Annotated in this window: 42 protein-coding genes; 19 read left to right on the top strand and 23 right to left on the bottom strand. The window is 67.1% G+C overall.

The window, feature by feature from the left end; all coding sequences use genetic code 11:
- Positions 1–91: 91 nt before the first annotated feature.
- The 5 genes from ACLBYG_RS22045 to ACLBYG_RS22025 form a co-directional block, all read right to left on the bottom strand.
- Positions 92–334, bottom strand: a complete 243-nt coding sequence (locus ACLBYG_RS22045; RefSeq protein ID WP_447682870.1) for a hypothetical protein — start codon at positions 332–334, stop codon at positions 92–94.
- Complete coding sequence (locus tag ACLBYG_RS22040; RefSeq protein ID WP_447682869.1) at positions 327–866, bottom strand: hypothetical protein; 540 nt, start codon at positions 864–866, stop codon at positions 327–329. The genes ACLBYG_RS22045 and ACLBYG_RS22040 overlap by 8 nt, the downstream gene beginning before the upstream one ends.
- Positions 867–940: 74 nt before the next feature.
- Positions 941–1198 (bottom strand): hypothetical protein, encoded by a 258-nt coding sequence (locus tag ACLBYG_RS22035; protein WP_447682868.1) that lies wholly within the window; start codon positions 1196–1198, stop codon positions 941–943.
- A gap of 5 nt (positions 1199–1203) precedes the next feature.
- The gene (locus ACLBYG_RS22030; protein WP_447682867.1) at positions 1204–2058 is read right to left on the bottom strand and encodes a hypothetical protein; all 855 of its coding nucleotides are present in this window, start codon (positions 2056–2058) and stop codon (positions 1204–1206) included.
- Positions 2059–2297: 239 nt separating this feature from the next.
- Positions 2298–2576, bottom strand: a complete 279-nt coding sequence (locus ACLBYG_RS22025) for a hypothetical protein (RefSeq protein WP_447682866.1) — start codon at positions 2574–2576, stop codon at positions 2298–2300.
- Positions 2577–2668: 92 nt separating this feature from the next.
- On the opposite strand from ACLBYG_RS22025, the gene ACLBYG_RS22020 reads away from it, so the two are divergent.
- Positions 2669–3169, top strand: coding sequence for a hypothetical protein (locus ACLBYG_RS22020; RefSeq protein ID WP_447682865.1), 501 nt, complete (start codon positions 2669–2671; stop codon positions 3167–3169).
- A gap of 2 nt (positions 3170–3171) precedes the next feature.
- Here ACLBYG_RS22020 and ACLBYG_RS22015 read toward each other — a convergent pair whose 3' ends face one another.
- The 17 genes from ACLBYG_RS22015 to ACLBYG_RS21935 form a co-directional block, all read right to left on the bottom strand.
- Entirely contained in the window at positions 3172–3630 is a 459-nt protein-coding gene (locus ACLBYG_RS22015; protein ID WP_447682864.1) for a hypothetical protein, read from the bottom strand.
- A gap of 372 nt (positions 3631–4002) precedes the next feature.
- Complete coding sequence (locus ACLBYG_RS22010; protein ID WP_447682863.1) at positions 4003–5715, bottom strand: SNF2-related protein; 1713 nt, start codon at positions 5713–5715, stop codon at positions 4003–4005.
- The gene (locus ACLBYG_RS22005; protein ID WP_447682862.1) at positions 5712–6092 is read right to left on the bottom strand and encodes a hypothetical protein; all 381 of its coding nucleotides are present in this window, start codon (positions 6090–6092) and stop codon (positions 5712–5714) included. Before ACLBYG_RS22005 ends, ACLBYG_RS22010 begins: the two co-directional genes overlap by 4 nt.
- Complete coding sequence (locus ACLBYG_RS22000) at positions 6092–6640, bottom strand: 3'-5' exonuclease (protein ID WP_447682861.1); 549 nt, start codon at positions 6638–6640, stop codon at positions 6092–6094. The genes ACLBYG_RS22005 and ACLBYG_RS22000 overlap by 1 nt, the downstream gene beginning before the upstream one ends.
- 20 nt (positions 6641–6660) lie before the next feature.
- A complete protein-coding gene (locus tag ACLBYG_RS21995; protein WP_447682860.1) occupies positions 6661–7236 on the bottom strand; it encodes a hypothetical protein in 576 nt (191 codons plus the stop codon).
- 1 nt (position 7237) lies between these two features.
- Entirely contained in the window at positions 7238–8227 is a 990-nt protein-coding gene (locus ACLBYG_RS21990) for a DUF1376 domain-containing protein (RefSeq protein WP_447682859.1), read from the bottom strand.
- Complete coding sequence (locus ACLBYG_RS21985) at positions 8224–8841, bottom strand: HNH endonuclease (protein WP_447682858.1); 618 nt, start codon at positions 8839–8841, stop codon at positions 8224–8226. Before ACLBYG_RS21985 ends, ACLBYG_RS21990 begins: the two co-directional genes overlap by 4 nt.
- A gap of 3 nt (positions 8842–8844) precedes the next feature.
- Positions 8845–9339: a hypothetical protein gene (locus ACLBYG_RS21980; protein WP_447682857.1), complete on the bottom strand. Its 495-nt coding sequence runs from the start codon at positions 9337–9339 to the stop codon at positions 8845–8847.
- The gene (locus tag ACLBYG_RS21975; protein ID WP_447682856.1) at positions 9336–10118 is read right to left on the bottom strand and encodes a metallophosphoesterase; all 783 of its coding nucleotides are present in this window, start codon (positions 10116–10118) and stop codon (positions 9336–9338) included. Before ACLBYG_RS21975 ends, ACLBYG_RS21980 begins: the two co-directional genes overlap by 4 nt.
- Positions 10115–10360: a DUF7241 domain-containing protein gene (locus ACLBYG_RS21970; protein ID WP_447682855.1), complete on the bottom strand. Its 246-nt coding sequence runs from the start codon at positions 10358–10360 to the stop codon at positions 10115–10117. The genes ACLBYG_RS21975 and ACLBYG_RS21970 overlap by 4 nt, the downstream gene beginning before the upstream one ends.
- On the bottom strand, positions 10357–10746 hold the full coding sequence (locus ACLBYG_RS21965) for a helix-turn-helix domain-containing protein (protein ID WP_447682854.1): 390 nt from the start codon (positions 10744–10746) through the stop codon (positions 10357–10359). Before ACLBYG_RS21965 ends, ACLBYG_RS21970 begins: the two co-directional genes overlap by 4 nt.
- Positions 10743–11078 carry a DUF7768 domain-containing protein gene (locus ACLBYG_RS21960; protein WP_447682853.1) on the bottom strand — a complete coding sequence of 112 codons (336 nt, stop codon included), beginning with the start codon at positions 11076–11078 and terminating at the stop codon, positions 10743–10745. The genes ACLBYG_RS21965 and ACLBYG_RS21960 overlap by 4 nt, the downstream gene beginning before the upstream one ends.
- 12 nt (positions 11079–11090) lie before the next feature.
- On the bottom strand, positions 11091–11588 hold the full coding sequence (locus ACLBYG_RS21955; protein ID WP_447682852.1) for a hypothetical protein: 498 nt from the start codon (positions 11586–11588) through the stop codon (positions 11091–11093).
- Positions 11588–12082, bottom strand: a complete 495-nt coding sequence (locus ACLBYG_RS21950; protein ID WP_447682851.1) for a DUF1064 domain-containing protein — start codon at positions 12080–12082, stop codon at positions 11588–11590. Before ACLBYG_RS21950 ends, ACLBYG_RS21955 begins: the two co-directional genes overlap by 1 nt.
- Positions 12079–12261, bottom strand: a complete 183-nt coding sequence (locus ACLBYG_RS21945; RefSeq protein ID WP_447682850.1) for a hypothetical protein — start codon at positions 12259–12261, stop codon at positions 12079–12081. The genes ACLBYG_RS21950 and ACLBYG_RS21945 overlap by 4 nt, the downstream gene beginning before the upstream one ends.
- Positions 12252–12566 (bottom strand): hypothetical protein, encoded by a 315-nt coding sequence (locus ACLBYG_RS21940; protein ID WP_447682849.1) that lies wholly within the window; start codon positions 12564–12566, stop codon positions 12252–12254. The genes ACLBYG_RS21945 and ACLBYG_RS21940 overlap by 10 nt, the downstream gene beginning before the upstream one ends.
- 3 nt (positions 12567–12569) lie before the next feature.
- Positions 12570–12896: a DUF2312 domain-containing protein gene (locus ACLBYG_RS21935; protein WP_447682848.1), complete on the bottom strand. Its 327-nt coding sequence runs from the start codon at positions 12894–12896 to the stop codon at positions 12570–12572.
- A gap of 768 nt (positions 12897–13664) precedes the next feature.
- On the opposite strand from ACLBYG_RS21935, the gene ACLBYG_RS21930 reads away from it, so the two are divergent.
- Positions 13665–13982, top strand: coding sequence for a helix-turn-helix transcriptional regulator (locus ACLBYG_RS21930; protein WP_447682847.1), 318 nt, complete (start codon positions 13665–13667; stop codon positions 13980–13982).
- On the opposite strand, the gene ACLBYG_RS21925 is transcribed toward ACLBYG_RS21930, so the two are convergent.
- Positions 13979–14230 carry a hypothetical protein gene (locus ACLBYG_RS21925; RefSeq protein WP_447682846.1) on the bottom strand — a complete coding sequence of 84 codons (252 nt, stop codon included), beginning with the start codon at positions 14228–14230 and terminating at the stop codon, positions 13979–13981. The genes ACLBYG_RS21930 and ACLBYG_RS21925 overlap by 4 nt on opposite strands.
- Before the next feature lie 283 nt (positions 14231–14513).
- On the opposite strand from ACLBYG_RS21925, the gene ACLBYG_RS21920 reads away from it, so the two are divergent.
- The 17 genes from ACLBYG_RS21920 to ACLBYG_RS21840 all read left to right on the top strand — a co-directional run bounded on the left by ACLBYG_RS21920 (position 14514) and on the right by ACLBYG_RS21840 (position 24828).
- Positions 14514–14981 carry a hypothetical protein gene (locus tag ACLBYG_RS21920; protein WP_447682845.1) on the top strand — a complete coding sequence of 156 codons (468 nt, stop codon included), beginning with the start codon at positions 14514–14516 and terminating at the stop codon, positions 14979–14981.
- 275 nt (positions 14982–15256) lie between these two features.
- Entirely contained in the window at positions 15257–15907 is a 651-nt protein-coding gene (locus ACLBYG_RS21915; protein WP_447682844.1) for a hypothetical protein, read from the top strand.
- Positions 15907–16701 (top strand): helix-turn-helix domain-containing protein, encoded by a 795-nt coding sequence (locus tag ACLBYG_RS21910; RefSeq protein WP_447682843.1) that lies wholly within the window; start codon positions 15907–15909, stop codon positions 16699–16701. Before ACLBYG_RS21915 ends, ACLBYG_RS21910 begins: the two co-directional genes overlap by 1 nt.
- Positions 16698–17561: a hypothetical protein gene (locus ACLBYG_RS21905; RefSeq protein WP_447682842.1), complete on the top strand. Its 864-nt coding sequence runs from the start codon at positions 16698–16700 to the stop codon at positions 17559–17561. The genes ACLBYG_RS21910 and ACLBYG_RS21905 overlap by 4 nt, the downstream gene beginning before the upstream one ends.
- Entirely contained in the window at positions 17558–18052 is a 495-nt protein-coding gene (locus tag ACLBYG_RS21900; protein WP_447682841.1) for a deoxycytidylate deaminase, read from the top strand. Before ACLBYG_RS21905 ends, ACLBYG_RS21900 begins: the two co-directional genes overlap by 4 nt.
- A 47-nt stretch (positions 18053–18099) precedes the next feature.
- Complete coding sequence (locus ACLBYG_RS21895; RefSeq protein ID WP_447682840.1) at positions 18100–18552, top strand: MucR family transcriptional regulator; 453 nt, start codon at positions 18100–18102, stop codon at positions 18550–18552.
- A 69-nt stretch (positions 18553–18621) separates the two neighbouring features.
- On the top strand, positions 18622–18825 hold the full coding sequence (locus ACLBYG_RS21890) for a hypothetical protein (protein WP_447682839.1): 204 nt from the start codon (positions 18622–18624) through the stop codon (positions 18823–18825).
- Positions 18826–18902: 77 nt separating this feature from the next.
- Positions 18903–19337 (top strand): hypothetical protein, encoded by a 435-nt coding sequence (locus ACLBYG_RS21885; RefSeq protein ID WP_447682838.1) that lies wholly within the window; start codon positions 18903–18905, stop codon positions 19335–19337.
- Positions 19338–19451: 114 nt separating this feature from the next.
- Positions 19452–20096, top strand: a complete 645-nt coding sequence (locus tag ACLBYG_RS21880) for a division plane positioning ATPase MipZ (RefSeq protein ID WP_447682837.1) — start codon at positions 19452–19454, stop codon at positions 20094–20096.
- Between the two features lie 7 nt (positions 20097–20103).
- On the top strand, positions 20104–20382 hold the full coding sequence (locus ACLBYG_RS21875) for a ribbon-helix-helix domain-containing protein (protein ID WP_447682836.1): 279 nt from the start codon (positions 20104–20106) through the stop codon (positions 20380–20382).
- Between the two features lie 120 nt (positions 20383–20502).
- Positions 20503–20976, top strand: coding sequence for a hypothetical protein (locus ACLBYG_RS21870; protein WP_447682835.1), 474 nt, complete (start codon positions 20503–20505; stop codon positions 20974–20976).
- A gap of 100 nt (positions 20977–21076) precedes the next feature.
- A complete protein-coding gene (locus tag ACLBYG_RS21865) occupies positions 21077–22450 on the top strand; it encodes a DUF4942 domain-containing protein (protein ID WP_447682834.1) in 1374 nt (457 codons plus the stop codon).
- Complete coding sequence (locus ACLBYG_RS21860; RefSeq protein ID WP_447682833.1) at positions 22447–22617, top strand: hypothetical protein; 171 nt, start codon at positions 22447–22449, stop codon at positions 22615–22617. The genes ACLBYG_RS21865 and ACLBYG_RS21860 overlap by 4 nt, the downstream gene beginning before the upstream one ends.
- A complete protein-coding gene (locus ACLBYG_RS21855) occupies positions 22614–23540 on the top strand; it encodes a hypothetical protein (protein ID WP_447682832.1) in 927 nt (308 codons plus the stop codon). Before ACLBYG_RS21860 ends, ACLBYG_RS21855 begins: the two co-directional genes overlap by 4 nt.
- Entirely contained in the window at positions 23537–23860 is a 324-nt protein-coding gene (locus ACLBYG_RS21850) for a hypothetical protein (RefSeq protein ID WP_447682831.1), read from the top strand. The genes ACLBYG_RS21855 and ACLBYG_RS21850 overlap by 4 nt, the downstream gene beginning before the upstream one ends.
- A gap of 159 nt (positions 23861–24019) precedes the next feature.
- Positions 24020–24526 carry a hypothetical protein gene (locus tag ACLBYG_RS21845; protein WP_447682830.1) on the top strand — a complete coding sequence of 169 codons (507 nt, stop codon included), beginning with the start codon at positions 24020–24022 and terminating at the stop codon, positions 24524–24526.
- Complete coding sequence (locus tag ACLBYG_RS21840; protein ID WP_447682829.1) at positions 24523–24828, top strand: hypothetical protein; 306 nt, start codon at positions 24523–24525, stop codon at positions 24826–24828. The genes ACLBYG_RS21845 and ACLBYG_RS21840 overlap by 4 nt, the downstream gene beginning before the upstream one ends.
- The last annotated feature ends 1 nt before the right edge of the window (position 24829 follow it).

The raw sequence follows: 24829 nt of genomic DNA, 5'->3' as shown, positions 1-24829 counted from the left end.
TACAATAAATCTGGACAACGTCAACGGACGTCACGAGGTGGATCACCACATTTCGGCGCATCGGCGCGCCGGCTTCTCGAAGCCTCGGCGATCAGGCGCAATCCGGCGCGTGCAGGCATCCGCGGCGCTCGGCCTCCTCCAGCGCAGCCACCAATCCGCGCAGCGCCTCATCCGCCTCCCGGCGGTCGTTCGGGCTCATCGCCGGCGCATGTCGTTGGATCACGTCGGCGAGACACTCGGCGAAGCGGCGGAGCCCGACCGCTCTCATCTCGCGCGGGTCGGGCACGGGACGATCAGATCCGCGCGCGGCAGGGAGGGCAAGCACCTTACCCATGAGCTGCCACTCCGACCTCGGCTGTCCCCGTGTCCCGGAAGTAGCCCCGATCCTCCAGAAAGCCGCGCAGGCGCCGGGCCTGCTTCTGTGCCGAGGCGTCCTGGCGCTCGCACGCGAACCCGTGCTCGAACATCGGGAAGAGCAAATCCATGGTCTGCCCCATCGCCGACCCCTCCCAGAGCACGAGCACCTCGCGATCGGTGAGATCGCGCAGGAAATGGTAGATCGTCAGGGCGATCTTGATCGCGGGCTGCCCCTCCCACGGCTTGATCGCCTCGTTGACGACCCGCTCGATGCGCCGGGCGAGCTTGCCGTGTTCGCGCACGGGCAGATCCTGGATCGGCTCTCGGCAGGCCAGCGCGCACAGACGCTCCAGTTCAGCCGTCTGCCGTTCGACCTCGCGCTTGCCCTCCTCAGGGCTCAGCGTCGGATCGGGCCCGAAGCAGCGGGCGCGGATCAGCGTGAAGGTCAGGTAACTCGGGATAGCTAGTTCGACGCGTTGGCGATCGGTCAGCGGCGGCGGACGCGACATCGCAGATCCTCCATTGGGATCTGGCGTTTGTCCATTTCAATTGGACAATTGTCAATCCGGAAACCCTGCTTGGCTCAGGCTCCCTGTGTCGCGTTCGCATAGTGCGGCACCGGCCGGAAGTGCCGCGCGACCCGCGCATCGATCCGCATCCCGTGCGGAAGGTCGATCACGCGGAACAGCGAATATGCTCCTGTCCCCGGGGTGATCGCGCTCAAGATCAGTGCGATTTCGTAGGCCGTGATGTCCGGCTCCGGCACGAAGCGCCACGATGTAGGCTCATGCCGTTCGGTGACGGTCGGCTCGGAGGCGCGTCCGCGGAAAGGCCAGCGCATGGCGATCACGCCGCGAGCGGGTACGAGGCGGGGTCGATGTGCCGGACCGGCTCCGGCTTGCGCCGATCCAGCATCTCCCGCTTCACGGGCGTAGCCGCTTCGACATCGTTCGCTGCCGTCTCCACCGCGCGCAGCACGGTCGGAACCGTCGGCGGGGTGACCCAGGGCGTGGCCGGCGCCACGGGAGGCTTCGGCCGGACGCTCGACAGGTTCGGCAGGCGCTGCTCGAGCCAGACGCACCCGCAGTGCCAAGCGGCGTACTGCGCCCGGTCTTCCGCCACCATGCGCACGTCACGAGACCATGCCACCTTGCAGAATGATCCGGGCGAGTAGAAGCCGCCCCGCCCGGCCTCGGTGACCCGATCCGTCTTCACGACCCACGGCGTGCCGTCCTTGCCCTCGCCGACGATCTCCTCGACGCTCTTCCAGATCGTCACACCGCCGCGCGACCCGCGCACGGGCGCGATGATCGGACCCGAGCCCCAATCCGGAAGACCGCCGCGCTTGGCGATGGTCAGGAGCCACGGCACCACGCCGGAGACGGCACGCCGGAAGATCGGCGCGAGATCCAAGTTCGGCCCGAGCCCGGCTCCGATGTCGTAGCCGGTTAGATCCAGCGGACCGACCTCGCCCCTGCCCTGGTCGACGCGGATCTCGCGATCCAGTTCGGCGAGCGCTTCCTCGACCAAGAGCGCGTCCGGATGCGGATCGCCGGCAGCGAGCGGCATGCCCGGCTCGCGCGACCAGTTCTCGATCCGCGCGCCGAAGACGCCATGGCGCCACATGGGATGGATGGATCCGCCGGTGCTGATGTAGTGCCGGTCGTCGTCGTGGCGCTTCGGCAGCTCGTCCCGCACCACCCAGCGCAGGATCTCTTCGATCGCGAGTGCGCGACGCGGCGGTTGCTCGCCCGAGCGGATGGACGTGCACAGAGAGGAAGCGGGAGAGGCAGACGCGGCCACGGCAGGACCCCCAAGAACAAATCGGCGCCACGCCGATGTCCGATGCGTCCGGGCGCCGCTTCCTCACGGTCAAGGGGGTTGAGAGAAGATTTTGTGCTGAGGTCTTCTCGCGATTGCTGCCGTGTTGCCGCAGGGGCTCAGTCACCTTCGATCTGCGTCGCCACATGATCGGACATGCGCCGCAGGTGCTTTGCGCCCCACAACGCCAGCGCCATCGCGACCGCCGCTGCGGTCACGTTGGCCTTCTCTTCGAAGCTTGGCCAGTGACCGGCTTGGAAGCTCGCGACGATGCTCCCGATTTTCCCGACAAACCCCAGATACGGGACGAGGAAGCCGCCCAGCATCATGCCGGCACCGATGTTGTTGTAGAACGTCGCCTTGAGCTTCTTCCGCTCGTTGTCGGCCGCCTTGCCCATGATTTTCCCCACCACGTGTTACGTTTCCCGCGCGCGGCCTTTGTATAGCTGAGCACACCGTCCATATATGGGCTGTGGACTTGGAGCAGACAGTGCAGTTGAGCCTGAACGATAGCATTGCGGCGGTTGGTGCCGTGTTCGCCTTCCTGGCGCTGGTCGTATCGTTTCTGGCGTGGCGGTTTCCTCGCCGCCCAGCCGCCACCGTCTACCCGAACTTCCAAGACGATGTCACGAACGGGACCGAGCCGGCATTCATCGAGTTTCTCGAAAAGAACGACCGCAAGATCGTCCGATTGTTCGTGCGCGTGCCGTTTGATGCCAAGGACATCATCTCGGAAAGCCATGACGAGGAAGGGCGCGTCAGTTCGACCTTGTCGCTCTTGCGAAACCCGGCCGAAGGTCACGGCTACGGCGGCCTGGAGGTTATGCTCGCGTCAGGCAATGAGGCGGTCGGCTCGCCTGTCGTCTACGCCAACGGCGCACATCACATCGACGGCTTCTTCCTGGTCGTGTTCCACCCCGGCATCTTCCATGGCTTCTCCGGCGTGACCCTGACGGAGGTCGCGGCGGATCAGGTCGCACTCCGATCCTGATTTCAACGCGCGCCAGCATCCGCCGCGTTCTTCGCAGTCGCGATCCGCTCGCAAGCGGCGATCCGCTTCCGATCGAACGTCGCCCGGCTGATCTTCGGTGAGGCCGTGCGGCAGAACTCGGAGATGGAGCAGTCCGCGTGGCCCGCTGGCGCCGCCATGGTCCGAGCCCATGTGAGGACGATGTTGCACTCAAGCGATCGCCGACCGAGCACGGTCGCGGCGAAGGCGACGATGTCGAAGGTCGCTGATGGGTGACGGGTGCTCACGGAGCACATGGTGTTGTCGTGGATGGTCGGGGCGCAGATCGGAACCTCGCGCATCGCGCGGAACCCGACCTTCAGCCACATCTCGACGTCGGCCCGCGCCCAAGGCTGACGCTTGGGCACAGCTTCGATGCGTGCGCCGCTCTCCTCGCGCGAGGGCTCGTCGTCGGCAGGCAGGGCGCACAGTTCCGCGAACACCGATGTCTCGCTGCGAGAGGGAATGCCGGAAGGAGTGGCTATCTCCGTCCGGCCCGAGCGTTCCCCCTAGGAACGCTCAAAGAAGGGATGTGCCGCCCTCCTCAAGGTTCGAGGCCGTAGGCGACCCCCGAACCGTCTCACCCGCCGAGCTGAACTCGGACCGGGTCCACGCGGACTGCGCCGCGTAGCCATGGATCGCCCCTGTCACGCGCTTCACGATGCTGGCTCGCACCGTGCGTACGCGTGCCCCCGAGGCGAGGTATTCCGGGTGCGCCGCCAGCGCTGTGGCGACTGCACCGTCGACCACGCGCCAGATCTGGCGGTAGGTCGGATCGGGTCCCTTGGCCGGCGGGATGCGGCGCTGCCTAGTCATCACTCGGCTGCCTGCGCCGGCACGTTCGCCGCGAGATACCGCTCGGCCAGCAGTTTCACACGGCTCTCGTCCGAATGCACGTGCTCGACGCCTGCCAGTGGATCGGTGATCCCGCGCGCCTGCGCGCCCTTCAGGCCCAGCACCCCGGTCACGACCGGGTCCGAGCCCTGATCGGTGACGAGGTAGATCGCCGTCACCTCGTCTGCCGTCTGGCCCGGCCGGTCGACGCGGCCGATGAGCTGCTCATGGACCTTCGGCGACCAGTCGAGCTCCCCGATGACGACGGTGGAACAGCGCGCCTGCAGCCCGTCGAGGCCTGCGCCCGAGCGCAGAGAGATGATCAGTAGATCACTCTCGCCGTCGATGAACCGCTGCTTGTTCCGCTCCTTCTGCACCGGCGTCTCGGTGCCAGTGTACATCAGCGGCGCGAACTCCTTCAGCGCCTCCTGCCAGATCTCGTAGACCTCGCGGTGCCACCCGGCGAGGATCACGGGCGTCCCGCTCGACAGCAGGATCCGCACGACGTTGGCCACGTGACGCGCCTTGGCCACGCCCGTGACTTGGCGAGCCAGCATGTCGAGCTCGCGTGAGGCTTGCCCCCGTTCGGTGAAGGTCCCGCTCAGCACCTTGATCGCCAAGGCACGGGCGAGATCCTCGCTCTCGGCCGCCACATCCTCGTCGTAGGGCACGTGCCGCACGATCGTGTTGACGGGTTGGCCGCCGCGGTTGCGCCGAAGCATGAGGTGTTGCTCGCGCAGGTAGGTCCCGAGCGCATCCGGGTCCTTGACTACGTACTTCGTGCCGTTGAACGTGCACCACTCCCGAGTGAACTCGTCCCAGGTGCCCAGCGCGCCAGGCTCGATCAGTTCCAGGATCGGGAAGATCTCGTTGCCGTAGTTGTAGACGGGCGAAGCCGAGAGCGCGAGGCGCAGCTTGTGCGCGTGCCGGGAGAGTACCTGCGCGCCGCGGTACTTCGCCGTGCTGGCGCCGGTGCGCAGTTCCTGGATCTCGTCGTAGATGACCGTCGGCAACCGGAGCGTGTCGAGGACGTCCGCCCATGCCGACAGGTTCGAGTAACGGAAGATGTACAGATCCGCCTCGGGCAGATCGTAGGGCTTGTTGCCCGCAATGAGGTGGACACGCAGGTTCGTGAACTGCTTCGTGCGGTTGAGCCACTGGATGCCGAGGTGTGACTGGACGACCGCGGCCGCGGGGAGAAACGCGGGATCCAGGATCGCGCCCAGCGCCACGGTGGTCTTCCCCAAGCCGAGATCGTCGCCGAGGAGGAGCCGACCGCGCAGCCGCGCGAGCTCGATCGCTTGAACCTGCATCGGGTAGGCGGCCAACCCATCGCGAAAGCCGACGAACTGCGGGGGCACGTAGTCGGGCAGGAGCAGCCGCTCGGCCTCGGCGAGGTCCGCCTCGTAGGAGAACCGCCCGCCACGCAGGAACTCGGCATCGACCGGGTTCATGCGCATCGGGTAGCGCGCCATGAACCAGTCGAGATCCGCGCACACCTCGGGCCCGTGGTGGAAGCTGAAGGGCTGCGTGGCGTGCTTCGGCACCCGTGGGAACAGGTTCTTCAGCTTAATCGCGACGTGCGGATCCATCTCGGCCATGCGCCACTCGGCGCGGTCCGGCTCGTAGGTGAGCGTGCCGTAGGTGCGCGCACGAGGCATCGGGCCTGGAAACGGGAGGACGGACGCGCTCATAGCCACGCTCGCGACAGGTCGAGGATCAGGACGGGTTTCGTAAGCGCGGGCAGGCTCACCGCCCGCGTGGTGGCCAGGACCAGCGCGTCGATCTCGCGGTGGTCGCAGTACCGCGCCACCTGCCGGTAGATCTCACGCGCGCCGCCCTTCACCTTCACCTCAAGGCCGACGCCGCCGGCGATGAAGTCGATGCGGCCGGTCTCGGGTCCAAGCCAGCGTTCACGCTCGAACGCGATGCCGGCAGCCGTCAGGACGCTCGCAATGTCGTCCTGAAGCTGGATCTCGGTCGAGCACCGCATCCGCTTGCCGCGCAGCACGGCACAGAGGGCGTGCGCGTCGGCGAGCGGGGTCGGGACGAGAGGCGCGGGAGCGAGCATCACGCCGCCTCGGCGCCGACGCTCAGGCCCAAGCGCCGGTAGGCATCCACCACCGCCCGAACCTGAACCGCGCAGTCCGCGAGCGGGTCATGATGCACGTCGCCCGCGAGGCGATAGGGCTCGAGCGATGCGATGCCGGCGAGATCGAACAGCGTCCGCGTGTCTCGCACATCCCGGAAGCCCCAGGGCGTCTCCAGCGTCGTCGCGCGGTAGACGTAGTCCAGCATCACTGGATCGAATGTCGCGCCGTGGGCCCAGACCCGACGGTTGGGGAACTCGCGGAAGTGCTCGGCCATGATCGTGAGCGCGTCCACGATCCCGACTCGCGGTCCGTCAAGGAACGCCGCTTGGCGAGCCGCGTCGCTCTGCTGCATCCACCACCGGATCGTGGCCGGGTCGATGCACAGATCCAGTTCCCCGCAGCTCTCCTGGCTGATCTTTGCATCCCAGCACGCGCCGGTTTGACCCGTCACCGGGTCGAACACGAGGTATGCGATGGACAGGATCGCGCAGCCCGGCACCGTACCCAGCGTCTCGATGTCCACCATGATGTGTGTCGTTGCCGTGCTCACGCGCGCGCCTCCCGCTCCTGCCGTGCTGCAGCTTCCTCCGGCGCCGGCGGAAGCCGCGCCATCAGGTGATCCAGACCTCCACCGCTGGCCGAACGCGTGAGACGAGCACCGTGCTCGCGCAGAGCCGCGACCTGGGCGGCGGAGACCTCTGCCTCGGAAGGCACGGGCCGGCCCGGCTCCTGCGGCGGCTTGCGGCCCCGCAGGAACGCCTCCATCGCCTCGCCGACCTTCCGCCGAGCGTCCTCGCTCGGCTGCTCGTAGATCTCGGCGTCGAGCACATGCCGGAGCTTCACCAGCTTCGCCCTGGCCGGAACCAGCCCTGCCTTCGCCTCGTCGGCGAACTGTGCCGAGGTCGGCCGCTTATCCTTCTTCCACGCGGTGAGCGTCTCGCCGCTGCGAAATCGCTCCGCGGCACCGATCACGGCCGAGAGCGGCAGGCCCTTCACGGCGTCGATGTACTCGCCGTTGCGCACCTGCCGGTCCGCCTCGCTCATACCGTGGCCGAGCTCGAACCCCTTCATCATCCGGGAGAACACGGCATCGACGTGATCCCGGTTGGACCAAGGCGCCAAGTCACGCTCGAGGTGTTCTCTGACGGCGCAGAGCTGCCGCCGCTCGATGGTCGACACCGCCCTGTCCCGCCGCACGCAGTAGCGCGTCGGATGGACGGGATGGGCTTCCAGCCTGCCATGGAACGTCTCGATCTTCGCCTCGACCTCCCCCCGGCTCACCACCGCCGTCTTCGTCATCGACCTCGACGATGATGAGGTCGTCATCGGAACCAGATCCTGCGGCATGGGAAGCGTCTCCAGGGGACTGCTCGGTGCGAAATTTCTCAGCGAGGCGAAGGAGGTTGGCCGTGTCCGAGGACATCGGGGGTTCCGATCTGCGCCGCGGCGGCTGCGGGTGTGGGTCACGCTGGCTGGCGTTCCGGCACCAGCGCCGCCATGCAGCGAGCCAGTCGAAGCTCACGGCTCCGCGGTCGAGATGCCAGTCTCGGAATTGACCGGCTTCGTGGGGAACGCGGTCCCGGGACAGGCCCTGCGCGATCGCCGCATCGAACAACGCTTGGTCGAGTTCCCAGTCCGGATCGAGGCGCGTTGCGACCGGCCCCTCGGGCTCGCGCTGAGGGAGTGTTTCAACGTTGGTTTTGGTTTTGGATATGGAAGCTTTCGATCCGCTAACCCCGCAGGAACCCGTTGGGTTATCCAGATCGTTGTCTTTCAAGGACTTAGGGCGCCCGCCTATCTTCCCGTTCTCACGCGCGGCGTTCGCGCGCTTGCTCACGCCATCGCGTGTCGCGGTGAGGCGCTTCTGGGTGTAAATCCCGTCCTTGAGGGTCCAGAACGCCATAACGGTCGGCTTGATCTTCGCCCAACGGGCGATGGTCACACGCGCGGATCGCGCGAGCTTCACGTCGTCATCCGGCAGGCAGCACGTCGGCGTGCGCCACGCCGTGAGCAGGAGCATCACGTAGGCCCCCGTCTCCTCAGCGTTGAGGTGGGTCGTGTCGCCGATGAAGGCGTCCGTGAAGAGCGGCAGCGCGGGAAAGGCGGCCATCATGGGCCTCCGGGGGAAGGAGATGAAAGCGGGAGCGCGCGCGCGGCTAGGATCGCTCGCCATTCGGCAGCGGAGCGATCATTCTTCCCTCGGTTGCAGGGGACGCAGGCGACACAAAGATTGCTGGGAGCGTGCGATCCGCCCCTCACGTAGGCTTCGACGTGGTCGATCTCGAACGGGCCTTCCGCTGTCTCGCAGTAGGCGCACACGAAACCATCGCGAGCGAAGATCTCGGCTCGGATGGCCGCCCAGTTCGGCGGGATCCGGCGCCGTTCGTCGGACGGCCCGTTGAGGCGGCGCGCCCCCACGCTGTGCCGCCACGTGATCTCCGCGTGGGTCTCGGGCATGTCGAGGCGGCCGTCGTTGGTCTGGACGACCCACTCCGCCCGCTTGAGCACAGCAAGAGCGTTGGTGATCGCACCCGGCCGCAAACCAAGGCGACCTCCGAGGGTCTGCGCGGTTTCTGCCACCGGGCCAGCCGCCTCATGGACCAGCATGAGGAGCGTGACGTAGGTCAGCCCTTCTTGCGCCGAGAGCCCGCCGAGGCGGTAGAGCACCGCGCCAGCGTCACAGCGAAACCATGGAACCGGCTGACCGGGGGGGATGCGGGCGCCCATCCCCTACCCCCTCCGCTTCGCGAGGAAGGCCGCCAGCGCCGCGCGTGTCTCGGCACGGCCCTTGGCAAGGTTCGCGGGCGGCTGTGCCGTCCACGGGCCAATTTCGAAGGCGTAGGCGGGGTCCGCCTTCATCAGTGACCGGAGTTCCTCCCAACCCGCTTCGCACACCGCCTCGACCTCATCGTCGGAGGGTTCGGCGCTGAGCTTGGTCTGGGCGGTGGCGAGCGCGGTCTCAGCCTCAGCCAGGAGGCCGCCGAGACGCTTGTAGGCGGTGATGAGATCTTGAACTGCAGTCGGGTTCTCGACGACGCAGCCAAGGCTGGCGTCGTAGGGAAGTACCCGCGCAGGCTTGCCATCGACGTAGGCTGCAGCACGGGCGCTGGTCGCGAACGCGGGCTCCAGCGCACGGCATCGGGGCGTGCCGAGGCAATCGCATTCGGGGCCTCCACAGTGAACGGTGAGACGCTCAGTGTTGAGGCTCAGATCGAGAGCGCTCACGACCGCACCTCCGTGTCGAGGATGAGGGCCGGATCGAAGCCGGAGGCGTTCTCCCGCCCGTAGCCGTGCGGGTTGCACAGGATGCGGGTCGCACCGATCCGATAATCCGCGCTGGCGTGCGTGTGGCCGTGAACCCAGGCGAAGGGCTCGTGCGTGAAGATCAGGCCGCCGAGATTGGACGCGAAAGCCGGGTTGAGGCCGTCGCCGTGGTAGCGCTCCGCGATGGAGCCCGGATGCGGGGCGTGATGGGTGAGCACCACAGTCGGGCCGGCGAATGGCTCGGTGAGAAGGCGGTCGATCTCGCGGAGCGATGTTGCATGGAGGTTGGCCGCGTCAGCAGCCGTGAACCGCTCCAGAGGCTCGCGGCGGCGGGCGATGCATTGGTGATCGTTCATCGCCCGCTCGGCGCGGATGACGGCCGGCACGCGGTCCGCATCGCCATAGAGGGCGTAGTCGGTCCAGAGCGTGGCTCCGATGAAGCGCACGCCACCGATGACCTCGACCTCGTTTTCCAAGAAGGCGATGTCGAGTTCGGCCGCAGCGATGCGCGCGCGGTCCACCTCCTCTGGCATCACGCGCCGGTAGAAGCTGTGGTTGCCGGCCACCGTGATGATGGGCGTCGGCTCGGGAATGAACTCGCGCAGGAAGCGGAACGCCTCCGGCAGCCCCTCACACACGTCACCGGCGCAGAGAACCGCGTCGGCGCCTGGCGCGAGCTCCGGGATCCAGCCGCCGGGACTGGCGTCGAAGTGCAGATCGGAGAAGACGTGGAGCTTCACGACCGCACCTCGCGCCAGTCGCGATGGCCGAGCGTCCAAGCCCGGTCATTGCCATAGGACGGAGGCTCGCCGTTGATGCTCACGACCTTGGCCAGCATCACGCGCTCGCCGAGCTTCGTGACCTCGATCATGATCGGGCCGAACCCGGCGTCCCCGATGAGCTTGGTTCCGGCAAACCATCCGCGTTCGCGGCAGATGTCGGCCGCAGGACGGAAATCGTTGAGGGTGGAGGGCGCGTTCATGCCGCAATCCTCAGAGCCGGCTGGACAGCGTCGGCGAACCGCGCGCGCGTTCCCTCATCAAGGGCATAGCCTCGGCCCCGCAGCGTCTGGATCTCGACGCCGAACGGCTGCAGCTTCCGACGCATGCGATGGACGAAGATCGTCACGATGGTCGGATCATCGACGGCGTCCGTCTCGGAACGGTCCGAGTACAGCGCGGTCATGATCGCCGTCCGGCTCGGGCACGGCCGGCGCACGAGCACCGCGAACACGCGGGCCTGGGACGGTGTCAGGCCCCATTCCTGGGGCAGCGGAGGGCACTCGGACAGCGCAGCGCGCATCGCGGCGAGCTGCTCCCGCAGCCGGGCGTTCTCGTCCTGCAGGGCGCGGATCAGGGCGGGGCTCATGCGGCGGCCCTTTCGATCTTGAGGGAGCGGTACTCGACCTCGATGCCGGCAGCCCATGCGAGCATGATCCCGGCATGCATTCCCTTGGAGATGCCGCGGTCCGTGTAGACGACGACGGCATCGGCGAAGGGGAGCCACGCGTGGCCGGCATCCATGCCGAGCTTGCGCTGGAACGGATCGGCGTCGTCGAGGACACCGGGGGCCGTCAGCAAACAGTGACTGGCGAGAGGGCTCTCTCCGCGCATGAGGCAGTCGCGGAGACAGCCGCGGGCGTAGGCGAGGTTGGCTTCCACCTCACCGGCAAACGGACTTTCCAGGATGACGAGGCGCATGGCGATTGCTCCTCAGTGCAGGCCGGCCGGACGCGAGCACCAGACGCGCTCGAACCCGACATCCGGACTTCCGACAAAGACGAGCTCGAACCCGGCGGCGCGGAGCGTGGAGGCGATGCGGTCGCGCAGGCCCGGCTCGGGAGAAGCCATGTCGCTGGACCAATCCGTCAGCGGCGCGATGAGGTCGCCGGCCTTGGCGGCGCACTCATCGCTGAAGAACAGCGCGATGGATCGTCCGGTCACGAGATGGGAAAGGCTGCCGAGATCCACGCCGCTGTGCTTGGAGGGGAAGAGATGCACGGACAGCGAGCCCTTGGCCCAGCCGCAGACGGTCCGGCGGCCTTCGGCTGTGGTGAGGCCCAGCAAGGCCAGTTCCCAGCCGGGCACCTGATCCAGATCGGCTGGGCCCGGCATGGATCCAAGCAACTCGCCGAGCGCTTCCGGCGTGATCGCGCGCCAGTACGGAGGCTCGGCGATCAGCGGGAACGGAGATGCTTTAAGATCGGCCATCAGAACGCCTCCTCAGACCAGCCCCCGCCATCGGCCTTCGAGACCTTGCGGAAGGCGATGAAGCGGAACGGGAAGAGGCTGGCAGCGACCTTGATCTTGACCTTGGCGTCGTCGCGCCAGAACCCCTTGGTCTCGTGGAGTTCGAACGTCAGATCGGCGCGAAGTACCGCGAAATCAGGCGTGTAATACGTGTCGTCCGCGAGCCTGAACTTGAGCGCCTCGAACTCGTGCCAGAGCACGGCACCGGCGGCGCGAAGCGACCAGAGATGAGCGTCGTATGCGCTCTCGGTGCCGTTCATCTTGCGCGGCGCGAGTTGGCCGCGGGCGATGACGCCGGTCGGCGCGGGCGAGCGCGTCATCGTGGGCGAGGCCATGGCCGCCACAGATGCAGCTTCGCGAGCGCGATCGGCGTCGGTCGGTGCGCCGACCAGCTTGCGGTAGGCGACAGCCGAAAGGCGCTCGCCGCGGAAGTCGGTGAGGGTTGGCGCGCTCATCGCTCCCCCTTCCGCGTCCACTGCGTGCAGCGGTTCCACGTCAGCGCCGGGATGCCGGCGAACGAGAGCGTGTCCTGGCGCGTGCAGCCCCAGCCACGCGCCTCGGTCGGCTCGACCGGCGGGATCATCCATGCGGCGACGGCGAAGATTGTCACGAGGCAGGCGAAGCTCACGCGCATAGAGCTGCCCTCCACGTCTGCGCCGTGCCCGCGTCGAGCAGGCCATCGGCCTCCGGCACGAGCGAGCGGCCCGCGATGGCGCAGTCAGCGGCTTCCGCCGAGACCGCCTCGCCGGACGGCTCCAAGCCGTAGCGGTTGCCTGCCTTGGTGTGTGTCAGGACGAGGCACTCGCCCCCGCAGCATCGCACGACGAGCGCGGAGGCTTCCGCCTCGACCGACAGCCAGTAGTCCGACAGGCCGTCGAGGAGACCGGCGATGTCGTTCGTGGTCGCCGGATCGGGGAGAGAAGGGGCGAGCGCCGACATGGCTCAGACCATCCCGAGCGCTTGCATGTAGAGCTCGAGGATCGACTCCTGCTCCTGACGCTCGCTGTGGTCCTGCTTGCGGATGCGCAGGATTTCGCGGACCGCCTTCGCGTCGAAGCCCCGGCCCTTCAGTTCGGCGAACACCTCCTTGATGTCGCCCATGATGCCGGCCTTCTCCTCCTCGAGACGCTCCAGGCGCTCGATGAAGGCCTTGAGTTCGCCGGCCGCGACACCGTCCGCGGACGAGACTTCTGAGGATTTTTTTTGCGACGCAGCGGAACCGGCGCTATAACCGCCCTGTTGATGCGTCTGACCGTTTGTGCTTTGCATAGACCTTCCTCCGCTGCTCTGGGACCATCCCGCCGCAGCACTCGTTGAACCTGATCTTCACAAACCGCTCGGTTCCAGCTTTCCAGGCAGGGGAACCGGGCGGTTTCTGTTTGCGCTGGCCGGTTCCCTCGGTTTCGGGGCGCGCACCGCGCAGCCGCCGCTTCCTCAGGGTCAAGCCGAAAATCGATCTCCCTGGACGATCCGTCGGGTTGGGTGGCGTAGAAGACCGATGCGGTGCGGTCTTCTGTCGTTAGTCGTTCGCTGACCGCGTTCTGTTGGCACTCTACGGGCGTTCACGGTCTGGACGTTGTCCAAGTCGTGATTTACCTAAGGTGGACACAAGCAACGCATGGAGCGTTCATGCCCACATCTTCTGTTTTAGGCTACGCGGTCGACAGGGCTCGGGCCGAGTTCGACGCCGCGACTTGCGATAGGGCATTCGGGGGAATGGATTTCCAGCATCGGGGGTCCGCCTCGTACCCCCGATCCCGCAGGGCCTCCTTGAGGGGCCAGTAGGTCGAGGACGGAAACTCGCCCGAGTAGGCCCGGCGGTTCGATTGCCGCCAGTTGTGGACGCGGGAGCGTCGACACCCCAGAAGCCGAGCCACAGCGCTCGTTCCCCCGAGGGCATCTATGACCGCGTCAGTCGTTTTGAGCGCCAGCATCCCTAACCAATGTCCAATAAAGCTGGACGAGTCAAGGGGGTCATATGCTTTGACAGACGGAAGGCGGCGCCTGCGTCATAATACCGGCATGCCGAAGTCGCCGATGACCACCACCGCTGACGAACTGAACGCGACCGGGGAGCGCTTGCGCCTCCTGCGCGAGATCCACGGCATGCATCAGGCGGAATGGGCGCGCCACATTGGCGTGACCCGACAATCGTGGAACAATTACGAGATGGGGGCGGCTCGCATCAGCATCGACGCGGCCATGATCCTACTGAGAAAATTCGGCGTATCGCTCGACTGGATCTACAACGGCGAGGAGGCGATGCTCCCGAAGAAGATCGCTGATCCACTCAAGCACCTGATGGAAGTCGAGAAACTGCGCAAGACGGCGCAGTCCGACCAAGGTAGCGCCTAGTTTTCAGGCCCGACGAGCTTGAGCTTGGGTCGAGGGCCCTCGACCGTCTCGGGGTTCAGATGGCCGTCGAGGATGTGGACCGCGTACATGAGAACCTTCCGCGCGTCGGCATAATCGCTCGGGCACACGTGCACCAATTCCATCGCACGACGGCGCAACGCCAGCTCGTGCTTCACGTGATCCGCACCGCCCTTCTCTCGGCCCATCGCCAACCTCTCACCGCCCGAATGAGAACGTAACAGGAACATCTCCGTTTCACCAACCAAAAGTAGCGAACTCCACAAGATACTCCAGGCAGAAGCGTATACAATGTGACATCCAGGGTTCCATGTCGCTCGACCGATGCGGCGTGCGCATCAAATGATCGATAGGTGGACAAGGCTGCGCGGACGGTGTCCAATAAATTTGGCCCTATCACTTGTGATGTCCAAATTTATTGGCTAAATGCAACGGTGCAGGCGCGCCGCTGTCTCTGACGGTTCCAATGTAGGAACCGCAGGTATCGGGCGCTCGTTCACCGAGGCCTGATCAATGCACGTCGAGGCAATCTCCAATGCTCCGTGGTGGCGTGCGCTCACCCCGGATGAGCTGGCGCACTACGGCGACGTCCGCGCGACCGAAGCCACTCCGACGCCGGGCATCGGCTGGCAGCCGGCCGCATTCCGAGGCATCATCCCGGGATGCGGTCCGACCCTGATCCATGGTTGGGTCAAACCTCCGTTTGCACTTCACCAAGCCATCACCGACGCGCTGATCTTCGGCCAGATCACGCACCTTCCGACCGGCAACACCGTCGGGACATTCTGGTCCGTGCCGGAAGCGGCCTTCGCTGCGGCGGTGCTCGCTCCGATCACGGACTGGTCCGCGCTCACGCTTGAGGGCGCCCCGGCGCTCGTGGATCCAGTGGTCGATGCCATCGAGAGCGTCGGCTTCAGCTATCAGCCGGTCAAGCTCGGCACCTTCACGATCCCGGTCTGGCGGCGCGGGACGCTCAACTGATGGGCGGCCGCTGCTGGGACGAGGCGTCGGATGCCGTCATCCGCGAGCATTACCAAGGCCGGGGCGCTCGGTGGTGCGCTGATCGACTCCCCGGCCGCACGCTTGGAGCGGTGCGATACCGGGCGAAGGCGCTGGGCCGCATCCAGCGCGGCGTAAATACCCCGATCCCGACGACGCCGATCATCGATGCCATGATCTGTGCGGCCTACCGCGGGGAGCGCCCGAAGGGTTGGCGGAACACTCTCGCGCGTCGCACGGGTCGCTCCTGCACCTGGGTGAGCACGCGGGCCATCGAACTCGGTCTGACGACGGCGCGCGATGTCCACCCCTGGTCGCAGGAGGAGCTTGATTACGCGAACGCGAACGCCGCCACGACGGCGACCATCCTCGCCAAGCGCATGCGCCGCAAGGGCTGGCACCGCACGGCCAGCGCGATCGCGCGCAAGCGCGTCCAGGGGGGCATCCTGTCCGTTCTTCGAACCGTGCAGGACGAGGATCCGGACAGGTTCAACGCCGAGCAGCTCGCCGCCTGCTTCGGTGTCTCGGCGAACTCGCTCGTCTACTGGATCCGGCACGGCTGGCTGATCGCCGACACGATCCGCTCCTGCAAGGGGACGGGCTCTCTCGTCACCTACGTGATCCGCGCCCAGGACGTCGCCGCCTTCGCGCTGGCGAACCCGACGCGGGTCTCGTTCACGAAGCTGGAGCCGAACAAGGTCTGGTTCCTGGACCTGATCGCGCGTTTCCCGAAGTTGCCCAGTCGCGAAGACGGCACGCTGCAGCGCAGGATCCGCTCCGTCGCCGCGGCACGTCCCGAACTCTCCGAGGCCGAGATCGCCTCGGTCGTGGCCACCGGCATCGACGTGGTTCGCGCCGCCCTGCGCCGGCGCCAGACTTCGCTCGACGTACATCGCGAGGCCGCGTGATGATGACGATCCTCACATCTGCCCCGTCCGTGTGCCGCAACATGGTGAGCGCGCGCGACTTCAATGACGCGGGCGCACTGCGGGCCCACTACGCCGCCGTGCATGCGCGGATCTGGAATGCTCGGCCGCCCGAAGTTGCGACGGCTGAGCCGCTCTCGGTATCGGCTCCGCTTCAACCGGCCGATGCGCCCCTAGAGATCATCCCCGCTGCGCCGGACGCGTCCGAGACCGCCCGCGGCGAGATGCCGAGCGATGTCATCCGGCGCATCGCGCGCGACTACGGCCTGACATCGGACGACCTGTGCGGGCACAGTCGCGCTCACCACGTCATCCACGCGCGCCGCGCAGCTATCGCGGCTCTTCTGGAAGCCCGCCCGAGCGCCTCGCTCACGCAGATCGGGCAGTGGATCAACAAGAACCACTCCACCGTGCTGCACGCCCTGCGGGCGATGGGCCTCGCCACCGAGGGCAGCTTCGATCGGCCTCGCAGCGTCGCTCCGGGCGACATCCCGGTCGAGCCGGCTCCGCGCGTCCCCACGCCCCGCTCGGTCATCGTCGAGATCGCACGAAGCCACGGCTTCCTCCTGCGCGAGGTTCTCGGCTGGGGCCGAGCTCCCGAGCTCGAGCAGGCGCGACAAGAGGCGATCGGCGCGGTCTGCGACGCCTTCCCGGAGATGACCACGACGGCGGTCGCTGCCCTGTTCGGGCGCGAGCGCTCCACCGTCCTTCACGCCCGCAGACGGCTCGCGCAGAGGCGAGCCGCATCCCAGTCCTCCCAGGAGAGCCAGCCGTGACGCCCGCCCCCGCCTCCCACGTCGCTGCGGCTCCAGCCGCCCCGCTCATCAAGATCAAGCCGCATGACGAGCGCGTGCCCGTCTCGTTCTCCCCGACGATCCGTCGGATGGCGCACATCCTCTACGCCGCCAAGGGGCCGGTCTCTGTTCAGGTCATCGCCGACAACGCTGCGATTGAGCCGAACAACGTGATGTCGTTCATTTCGAGCGTGCGCACGGCGATCGGCGGAACCGGGGCGACCATCGCGGTCTCGACGGTAGACGATACCCGGTGCTACCGCCTGCATGTCCCGAACCGCGCTGCCTTCGAGCGGCTGGTCGGCCCTGCGCCCGAGGGCGTCATCGCCGACGATGTCGCGTTCCATGGCTTCACGGGGCAGAAGGCGGTCGTCCTGCGCGCGCTGGTCGAGGCTGACGGCGCCTACATCAGCCTCGGCAGCCTGATGGTCACGGTCTACGGCCGGGAGACGGCGCGCGCGCGCGACAAGATCGTCGGGATCATCCGGCTGATCCGCCAGAACCTCCTCGTGCGCGAGGATCCGGGCGCGATCCTCGCACGCGGGACCGGGCTGCAGGCAGCCTTCGCGTGGGCGCCGCAGCGTGATGCCCGCACGGCGACGGATACCGGTCCGGTCAAGCGCCTTGAAGGCGTCACGCTCCCGGCCATTGGCTGCGAAACCTGGCGCTTTCACCCGTCGACCGGGTCTCGTCCGAGCGCCCACGTCGTGCGCCTTCGCGGCGAGGACCAGGACCGCGTCCTCACAGATGCCGAACTGGCGATGCGCCCGGAACTCTCGGCGCTGTCCGCGCCGCACGGGACGTGGCCGCCGGCCCGGGACGAAGATCGGGAGGCGGCATGAGCCCGACCGATCCGAAATGGCGTCGCCGCTTCCTTGATCTCGCGGGCGAGGTCGCGGGCTGGAGCAAGGACACCACCCAGGTCGGGTGCGTGATCGTCTCGCCGGACGGGCTCGTGATTTCAACCGGCTACAACGGCATCCCGCGTGGCGTCCGGGATCTCGCCGAGCGCATGCAGCGGCCAGCGAAGTATTTCTGGACGGTCCACGGAGAGGAGGCGGCCATCGCCAACGCGGCGCGGCACGGATCCAAGACGAGCGGCGCCACGCTGTACTGCACGCACGCGCCGTGCAGCCGCTGCGCACGCCAGATCATCAACGCCGGCATCGTCGAGGTCGTCTGCGACGATGGCCGCACGGCGATGCCGGCGGACGAATTCGCCACGGCTGGGCTGATGTTCCTTGAGGCTGGCGTACGCGTCATGCGTCACCATGGATCCGGAGATTGGAGCATCGAGAACATCTCACCGCCGCAGGACGACGTCGCGGCTTGAGCAGCCCACCCGCCGACCATCGGCGCCAACGCAGAGAGGACACGACGATGAATACCGAACACCCCCACACCAACGTCGAGCTCGCCGCCGGGATCGTCAGCGCCTACGTGAGCAACAATTCGATTGCCGCGACAGACCTGCCGGGGCTGCTCAACGGCATCCATGCGGCCCTGCGCTGTCTCGACGGGGGTCTCGGTGCTCCGGCGACCGAGAGCATCAAGCGGCCGACGCCCGCCCAGATCCGCAAGTCGATCCGCCCCGACGGGCTGGTCAGCTTCATCGACGGGAAGTCGTACAAGACGCTGAAGCGTCACCTGACCAAGCACGGTCTTGATGCCCGAGGCTACCGCGAGCGCTACGGCCTGCCAGAGGACTACCCCGTGGTGGCGGCCGCGTACTCCGAGCAGCGCTCCTCGCTGGCCAAGGCGATCGGTCTGGGTGTTCCAGGTGCGGCGGCATCCGGAGCGCGGAACCGGGCGGGGTCGAAGCAGGCGGCGTGAACGAACCACGCGTCCGCGGCAGCGGTGACACCGACGCCGTGGACGTGGAGCGCATGGGAAGGAGCAAGCGTGAGCGAGATCAGCACAGACCTGGAGAACCGGGCACGGCCCGACATCGTCGCAGAAGTCGACGAGTTCGGCGCCCGTCTGATCATCCGCCAGGGTGAGAGCAGCGCGGTGGCGCGGCCGACGCCGGAGGGCGCTCTGGATCTCGCGACGTGGCTCCGGGACTGGGCACTCAAGGCGATCGAGCAGTCTTCTTCCCAATGTTGAGGATCGCTCACGGCGGCCAGACCGTTCTGCCCGCGTCGTGCTATCTTGGCCGGCGCGCGCAGTCCCGTCCCGAGCCTATGCCGATCCGGCCCGAGCATCGCTTTTTCTATCCGATCGACTGGCCGCAGCTCTCGGCCGTGATCCGGTTTGGGCGCGCCAAGGGGCGATGCGAGGGCTGCGGCCGACCGCACATGCGCCAGATCGTGCATCTCGGCGACGGGCGCTGGTTCGATGGCGACGTCGCCGCGTGGCGGAACGGCAGCGGCTTCCTGTGCGAGGAAGCCCCGAGCTATGGCGAGATCGCCAAGCGCGGGCGGGTCACCCGCGTGGTTCTCGCGACAGCCCATCGCAACCACGACACCAGCGATAACCGCCCGGCCAACCTCGCCGCGTGGTGCCAGCGCTGCCACATGCTCCACGACCGCGCCGAACACCTGCGCCGCCGCGCGCTCACCTATCGCCGCCGGCGGTCCCTCGGCGACCTGTTCCTGGGTGCCTATCCGCGAGCCTGAACGACGGCGCCACACGGACAGGCTTGGCCGAAGGGTCGGAAATCCGCCCCATCGGCGCGCAGAATGTTCGGCGCGCCGAAACCTCGCAGCTTTGAACAACCGGGAGTTTGGCCCGTGCAGACGATCGCGGTCATCAGCCAGAAGGGCGGCTCGGGTAAGAGCACGCTCGGCATGCACCTCGCCGTCAGCGCGGAACAGGCGGGGCTACGCGCAGCGATCCTCGACACCGATCCGCAGTCGAGTGCACACAAGTGGTTCGAACGTAGGGAAGCGCCCGCGCCGGTCGTTCATCGCGAGACGGACGGCGACATGCTCGCCAAGCTCGCCGCCCGCGCGCGAAGCGGAGGCATCGACTTCCTCCTGATCGACACGCCGGGCAAGGCGGAAGGGCTGGCGCTTGCGGCGGCCGAACTCGCCGATCTGATCCTCATCCCGACGCGGCCGACGCAGCTCGATCTTGAGACGCTCGGCACGGTGAAGCGCATCGCTCGCTTGGCTGAGCGCATGGACCGCGCGGTGGTCGTGCTGAGCCAGTGCCCGCCGGCGAGCCGCAGAACCAGCGATGGTGGCCACTCTGCGGTGACAGCGCAGGGGCTGGAGATCAGCCCGGTCCGCATCCACCAGCGCGCGGACTTCGCCTACGCGATCAGCGCCGGTCTGACCGCTCCGGAGCACGAGCCAAACGGCAAGGCCTCGGCGGAGGCCGGCGCACTGTTCTCCTGGGTGCGCGAGCGCCTGGCCCGCAACCTGTCGGAGTAGACCCGCTATGGCCAAGAAGCCCGCCTCCGTGTTCGCCCCGCAGCCCGACGAAGATGTCGAGGGCAGCCACGCTCCGGCGCCGGTCGCAGTCCCGCGCTCCCGCCGCGCCGCCGGCGAGAAGCCGCCCTACAAGGTCGGCATGCGCACGATCACCGCGATCGTGCCCGAGGCCGCGCAACGTCAGTTCAAGGTCATGGCCGCCGAGCAGGGCAAGACGGTGCAGGACTACATGAGCGAGATCCTCAACCGCGAGTTCGCTCGACACGGCCGTCCCCAAATCGCCTGAGGCCCGAAAAACGTCGATCTGCGAGCGCCAGAGCTGTTGTCATTCGTCCAATAAACTTGTACGTTGTCAGGACTGGAGAGCGCCTGCCGAATGCGGGCGCCGAGCCGAAGGCCCGACATCGTGGACGACATCATCCTGGATCGGATCCCCGACGGGATCGACCCGCGCAAACCCATACCCGTAGGCGTCAAGCTCAAGGCCGTTCTTCTGCAGTTCGGTCTTGATCCGGCGGATGTACAATACGATCACCGACCACCTCTCTGGGAACGGAAGTGGAATGTCACCACAGGTGACACGGTGCCGCCCGCAAATAGTCCCGAGCATATCCAAGCGCTCACGCGGAAGGCGCACGACGTCGTCACGAACGGGCGTGGCGGCGAGAAACGCATCACTTCGGCCGGCAGTGACACGCATACTCGCGCGCATCTCAAGCGGCTTGAGGACGAGCGCTCCGCGTACCGTTCGGCCCTTCTCCGAAAAGAGACCGGTGAGCCGAAGCCAGAGCGTCGCCTGACCAAGCGTGGGCACCGGCCCCTGCGCGGCGGCGGCAAGCTCGGCACGCGCCCCATGCGGTCGCAAGGGAGCCGGCCATGAGCGGCGCAATCGCCATTGAAGCCCGCGCCGCCCAGCGTGCCGCCACCGAGGCGCTTGAGGAAGCCGTGCGCCGCGAGGCCGCTGCTCTGCAGGTGGCGGCATGAGCGCTCTGATCCGCAAGGAGAGCGTCGACGAGCTGTGCGCTCACCGGGCGCGCGCCATCGCCCTGTACGAGGTCGCCGTTCAGCGGCTCGGCGAGGCCATGGAGGCGCACGAGCGCGCCTGCCAGATGGGCGGGCGGGCGACGCTGCCGTTCCTCGGCACCGACAGCAACGACCGATGGAGCAAGCTCCCCGAGTTCATCGGGAAGATCCAGACCCGAATGGATCGCGACATCTGGCGCGGCATCGTCGTCGGTACGCCGATCGGCTCGCTGATGGATGCCCAGGAGCGGAAGGCATTTGAGCAGAGCCTCGACAAGGATCCGCCGCCGGCCACTGCCGAGAACGTGCGGGCGACCCTGGAGCGGCTGATCGGCGAGAGCGACACGATTTTCCGCCGCGGGCTCGTGAACGCCTTCAAGGCCCTGGATCGCGAGTACGCCAGCAACGACGGCTTCAAGCTCGGTGAGCGGATCGTGCTCACCTGGGGGATCTACTGGGACAAGAACATGAACTGGTTCTCGCTCCACGAGCGGCGGACCAGCGAACTGCTCGACGTCGACCGGGTGATGCACGTCCTCGACGGCAAGCCCGCGCCCAGCCGGATGCAAGGGCTGATCTCCGCGATCGACCTCATGTGCTACCGGCACGAGCGCGCAGGGGAGACGATCGCCGAGACGCCCTACTGGCGCGTCCGCATCTTCAAGAACGGCAACATCCACCTGTGGCCGCTGCGGCGTGACCTGCTCGACCGTGCGAACCGGATCATCGCCGAGCACTTCGGCATGGTCGTGCCGGCCAGGCGTGAGGCCCGCCAAGCACAGCCGAACTATCAGGCGAAGCCGGGGCAGACGTTCGCTGCCGACTTCTTTCCGACGCCCGCCGATCTCGCCGCGCGTGTGGTCGCAGAAGCCGGGATCGAGCCGCATCATCGCGTTCTCGAGCCGAGCGCCGGGAAGGGCGCGCTGGCCGAGCCGATCTATCAGATCGTCGGGGGTGCAAACCTCGTGTGCTACGAGGCCGATGCCGAGCGCGCCGCGGCCTGCGCGGAGTGGCAGTTCGACGTCCGCTGCCGCGACTTCCTCGCCGAGGATCCGGCGCCGATCTACGACCGCGTCGTGATGAACCCGCCGTTCTCGAAGCGGCAGGACGTCCGACATGTGCTCCACGCCTTGCGGTTCCTGAAGCCCGGCGGCCGCCTCGTCGCCATCGTCTCGGGCAGCGTTCCGACGCGCGCGGACACCCTGACAGCGCATCTTCGGCACGTCGTCGAGCGCCAGGGCGGCACCATCGAGCGACTGCCGGCCGGCTCGTTCAAGGCTTCCGGCACGGACGTGAATGCCTGCCTGATCGTGGTCGAGGCCGCGGCATGAGCCAGCACCTCGCCCTTGGGCTCCTCATCCCCTTCGCTGGCCGCCTCGGCGTCAAGCTCATCAGCCTCTGGCTCGACATCCGTCGCGCTGTTGCTGCCGCTCTCCCCGATAGCGATGCCCTGGCCGCCGGGAAGGCGGGTGAGGACGAGAATGGGAGGGCAGCGTGAGCGAGAAGCCAACGCACGGCCGCCGCGTCTTCGTCTCGTTCAGCGGCGGCGAAAGCTCTGCCCTCATGGCGGAGAAGGTGAAGGCGTCGCTCAAGCCGGGCGACGAGCTTGTCACGCTGTTCGCCAACACGGGCCAGGAGGACGAGCGCACGCTGGTGTTCGTGGATCGCTGCGACCGAGAGTTCGGCCTGGGTGTCGTCTGGCTTGAGGCAGTCGTCCACCCCGAGAACCGCGTTGCAACCACGCATAGGGTCGTCACCTTCGACACGGCCACGCGAGACGACAGCCTTTTCGAGGCGATGATCCGCAAGTTCGGGATCCCGAACCAGAACTTCCCTCACTGCACTCGCGAATTGAAGCTGCGCCCGATGGCGAGCTATCTCGCCTCGATCGGTTGGGCGGCCGGCACCTACACGACTGCCATCGGCCTCCGAGCCGACGAGAAGGACCGCCGCGACCCGAACGCGAAAGCCAAGGGGTACGCCTACCCACTCGATCAGCTCGGCATCCGCAAGCGCGACGTGCACGCGGCATCCGACGCGCGCGCCTTCCGGCTCGGCATGCGCGAGCACGAGGGCAACTGCAAATGGTGCTGGAAGAAGAGCCTCCGAAAGCACCTGACGCTCATCACTGAGCGTCCAGCCATCTACGACGTGCCGCGCCGGTTCGAGCAGGCCTATCCCGATGCCGGAGCGGGCGAAGGTGGCCGAAGGTTCTTCCGGGGCGGCCGGTCGACCGACGATCTCTTCGCGATGGCCGCTCATCCGTTCGAGCCCTTCGTGGATCAGCGCGGCAAAGGCCAGCAGGAGTTCGCATTCGACGAGCCCTTCGATCCGGAACTGGATCTGGGGCCTTCCTGTGGCGAGTCCTGCGAGCCCTACGGCGACGAGCGCTCCCCCGATGATCTGGAGGACGCCGCGTGACCAGCCGCACCGAACCCACCTTCACGGTCACGATCTACCTCGCGGGCGACCTCGCGACGGCTCGACAGGTCTGCCGCGAGTTCTGCATGTCGGGGCTCTGCGTCACGGTCGAGCCAACCGAGTTCATCTACACGGGCGGCGCCGAGGCTGGCGTGCGCGTCGGGCTGCTGAACTACCCGCGCTTCCCGACTGAGCCGGATGTGATCCTCGGCAAGGCGGTCGCGCTCGCGAACCGGCTGCGGGAGCGGCTGTGTCAGCACTCCTGGCTGATCGTCACGCCGACCGAAACGATCTGGGACAGCACGCGGGAGGCCGCATGACCCCCCCCTCCACCGCCTTCTGGCTCACCGTCGCCATGGTCGGCGGCACCGCGCTCACTGCGGTGACCTGTCGCCTGGATCCCCTCGTCCGCTCAGCAGGCTCAAGGCGGACTTGGCTGCGCTGCCTCATTCGATCTTCCCGCCCGATAGGAGACTGAGATGACGCTAAACGTCCCGAACCTCGACAAGCTCATCGCGCATCTGGAGGCGCAGCCGCCGGAGCGGTTCAATATGAAAAGCTACTTCACTCGCGATGCACGCGCACTGGAATATGTCGAGAATAGATCTGACTTGCATGCGTGTGGAACTGCGGCGTGCATCGCCGGCCACATCTTCCTCATGAACTCTAATATGTACGCTATCGGGCGCGAGGCTGCTGAATGGCTCGGCCTCGGCTTGCACGACCGCATAAAGCTGTTTGAGCCAGAGGGGTTCAGGTCCGCCGAGCGTTGGCCCCTCATCCGAGCCATCGCCACCCTCAAGCGCCTCCGCGACCACTACCTCGCCACGGGCGAGATCGTCGTGGACTGGGGCAGCGAGCCGGGTGCTGGCGAGCCCTGGGCCGCTCCGCAGGCGATCGAACTGACGCCGCCGGCTCTTCCTGCCGAGATCACCCGGCTGCTCGAGCCTCAAGGCGTTCGGCACGGTGGAGGCGTGGGCGTATGACGATGTTCACCGTCTACATCGACCGAGACGAGAACCGGAAGGTGACCGTGCAGGCCGCCACCGCGGCTCATGCCCGGGAGTACGCCACGGGCCGATACGGCAAAGTCACCAAGATCAAGGCCGGCGGTGGGGGGACCCCGCTGCGGCTGACACCGACACTCCTGGCAGCCCTTCGGCTCCGCTCCGAGGGCATCGGCATCCAGAAAAAGAAGGCCCGAAAACTCCTCGCTCTGGGGCTCATCAACTTCGTCGGGAAGCTCACCGACGAGGGTCGCGCCGCTCTCGCAACCTCGGAGATCTGAC

Source organism: Methylobacterium sp. D53M, assembly GCF_053345625.1.
This window is presented reverse-complemented; position numbering and strand designations above follow the sequence as displayed.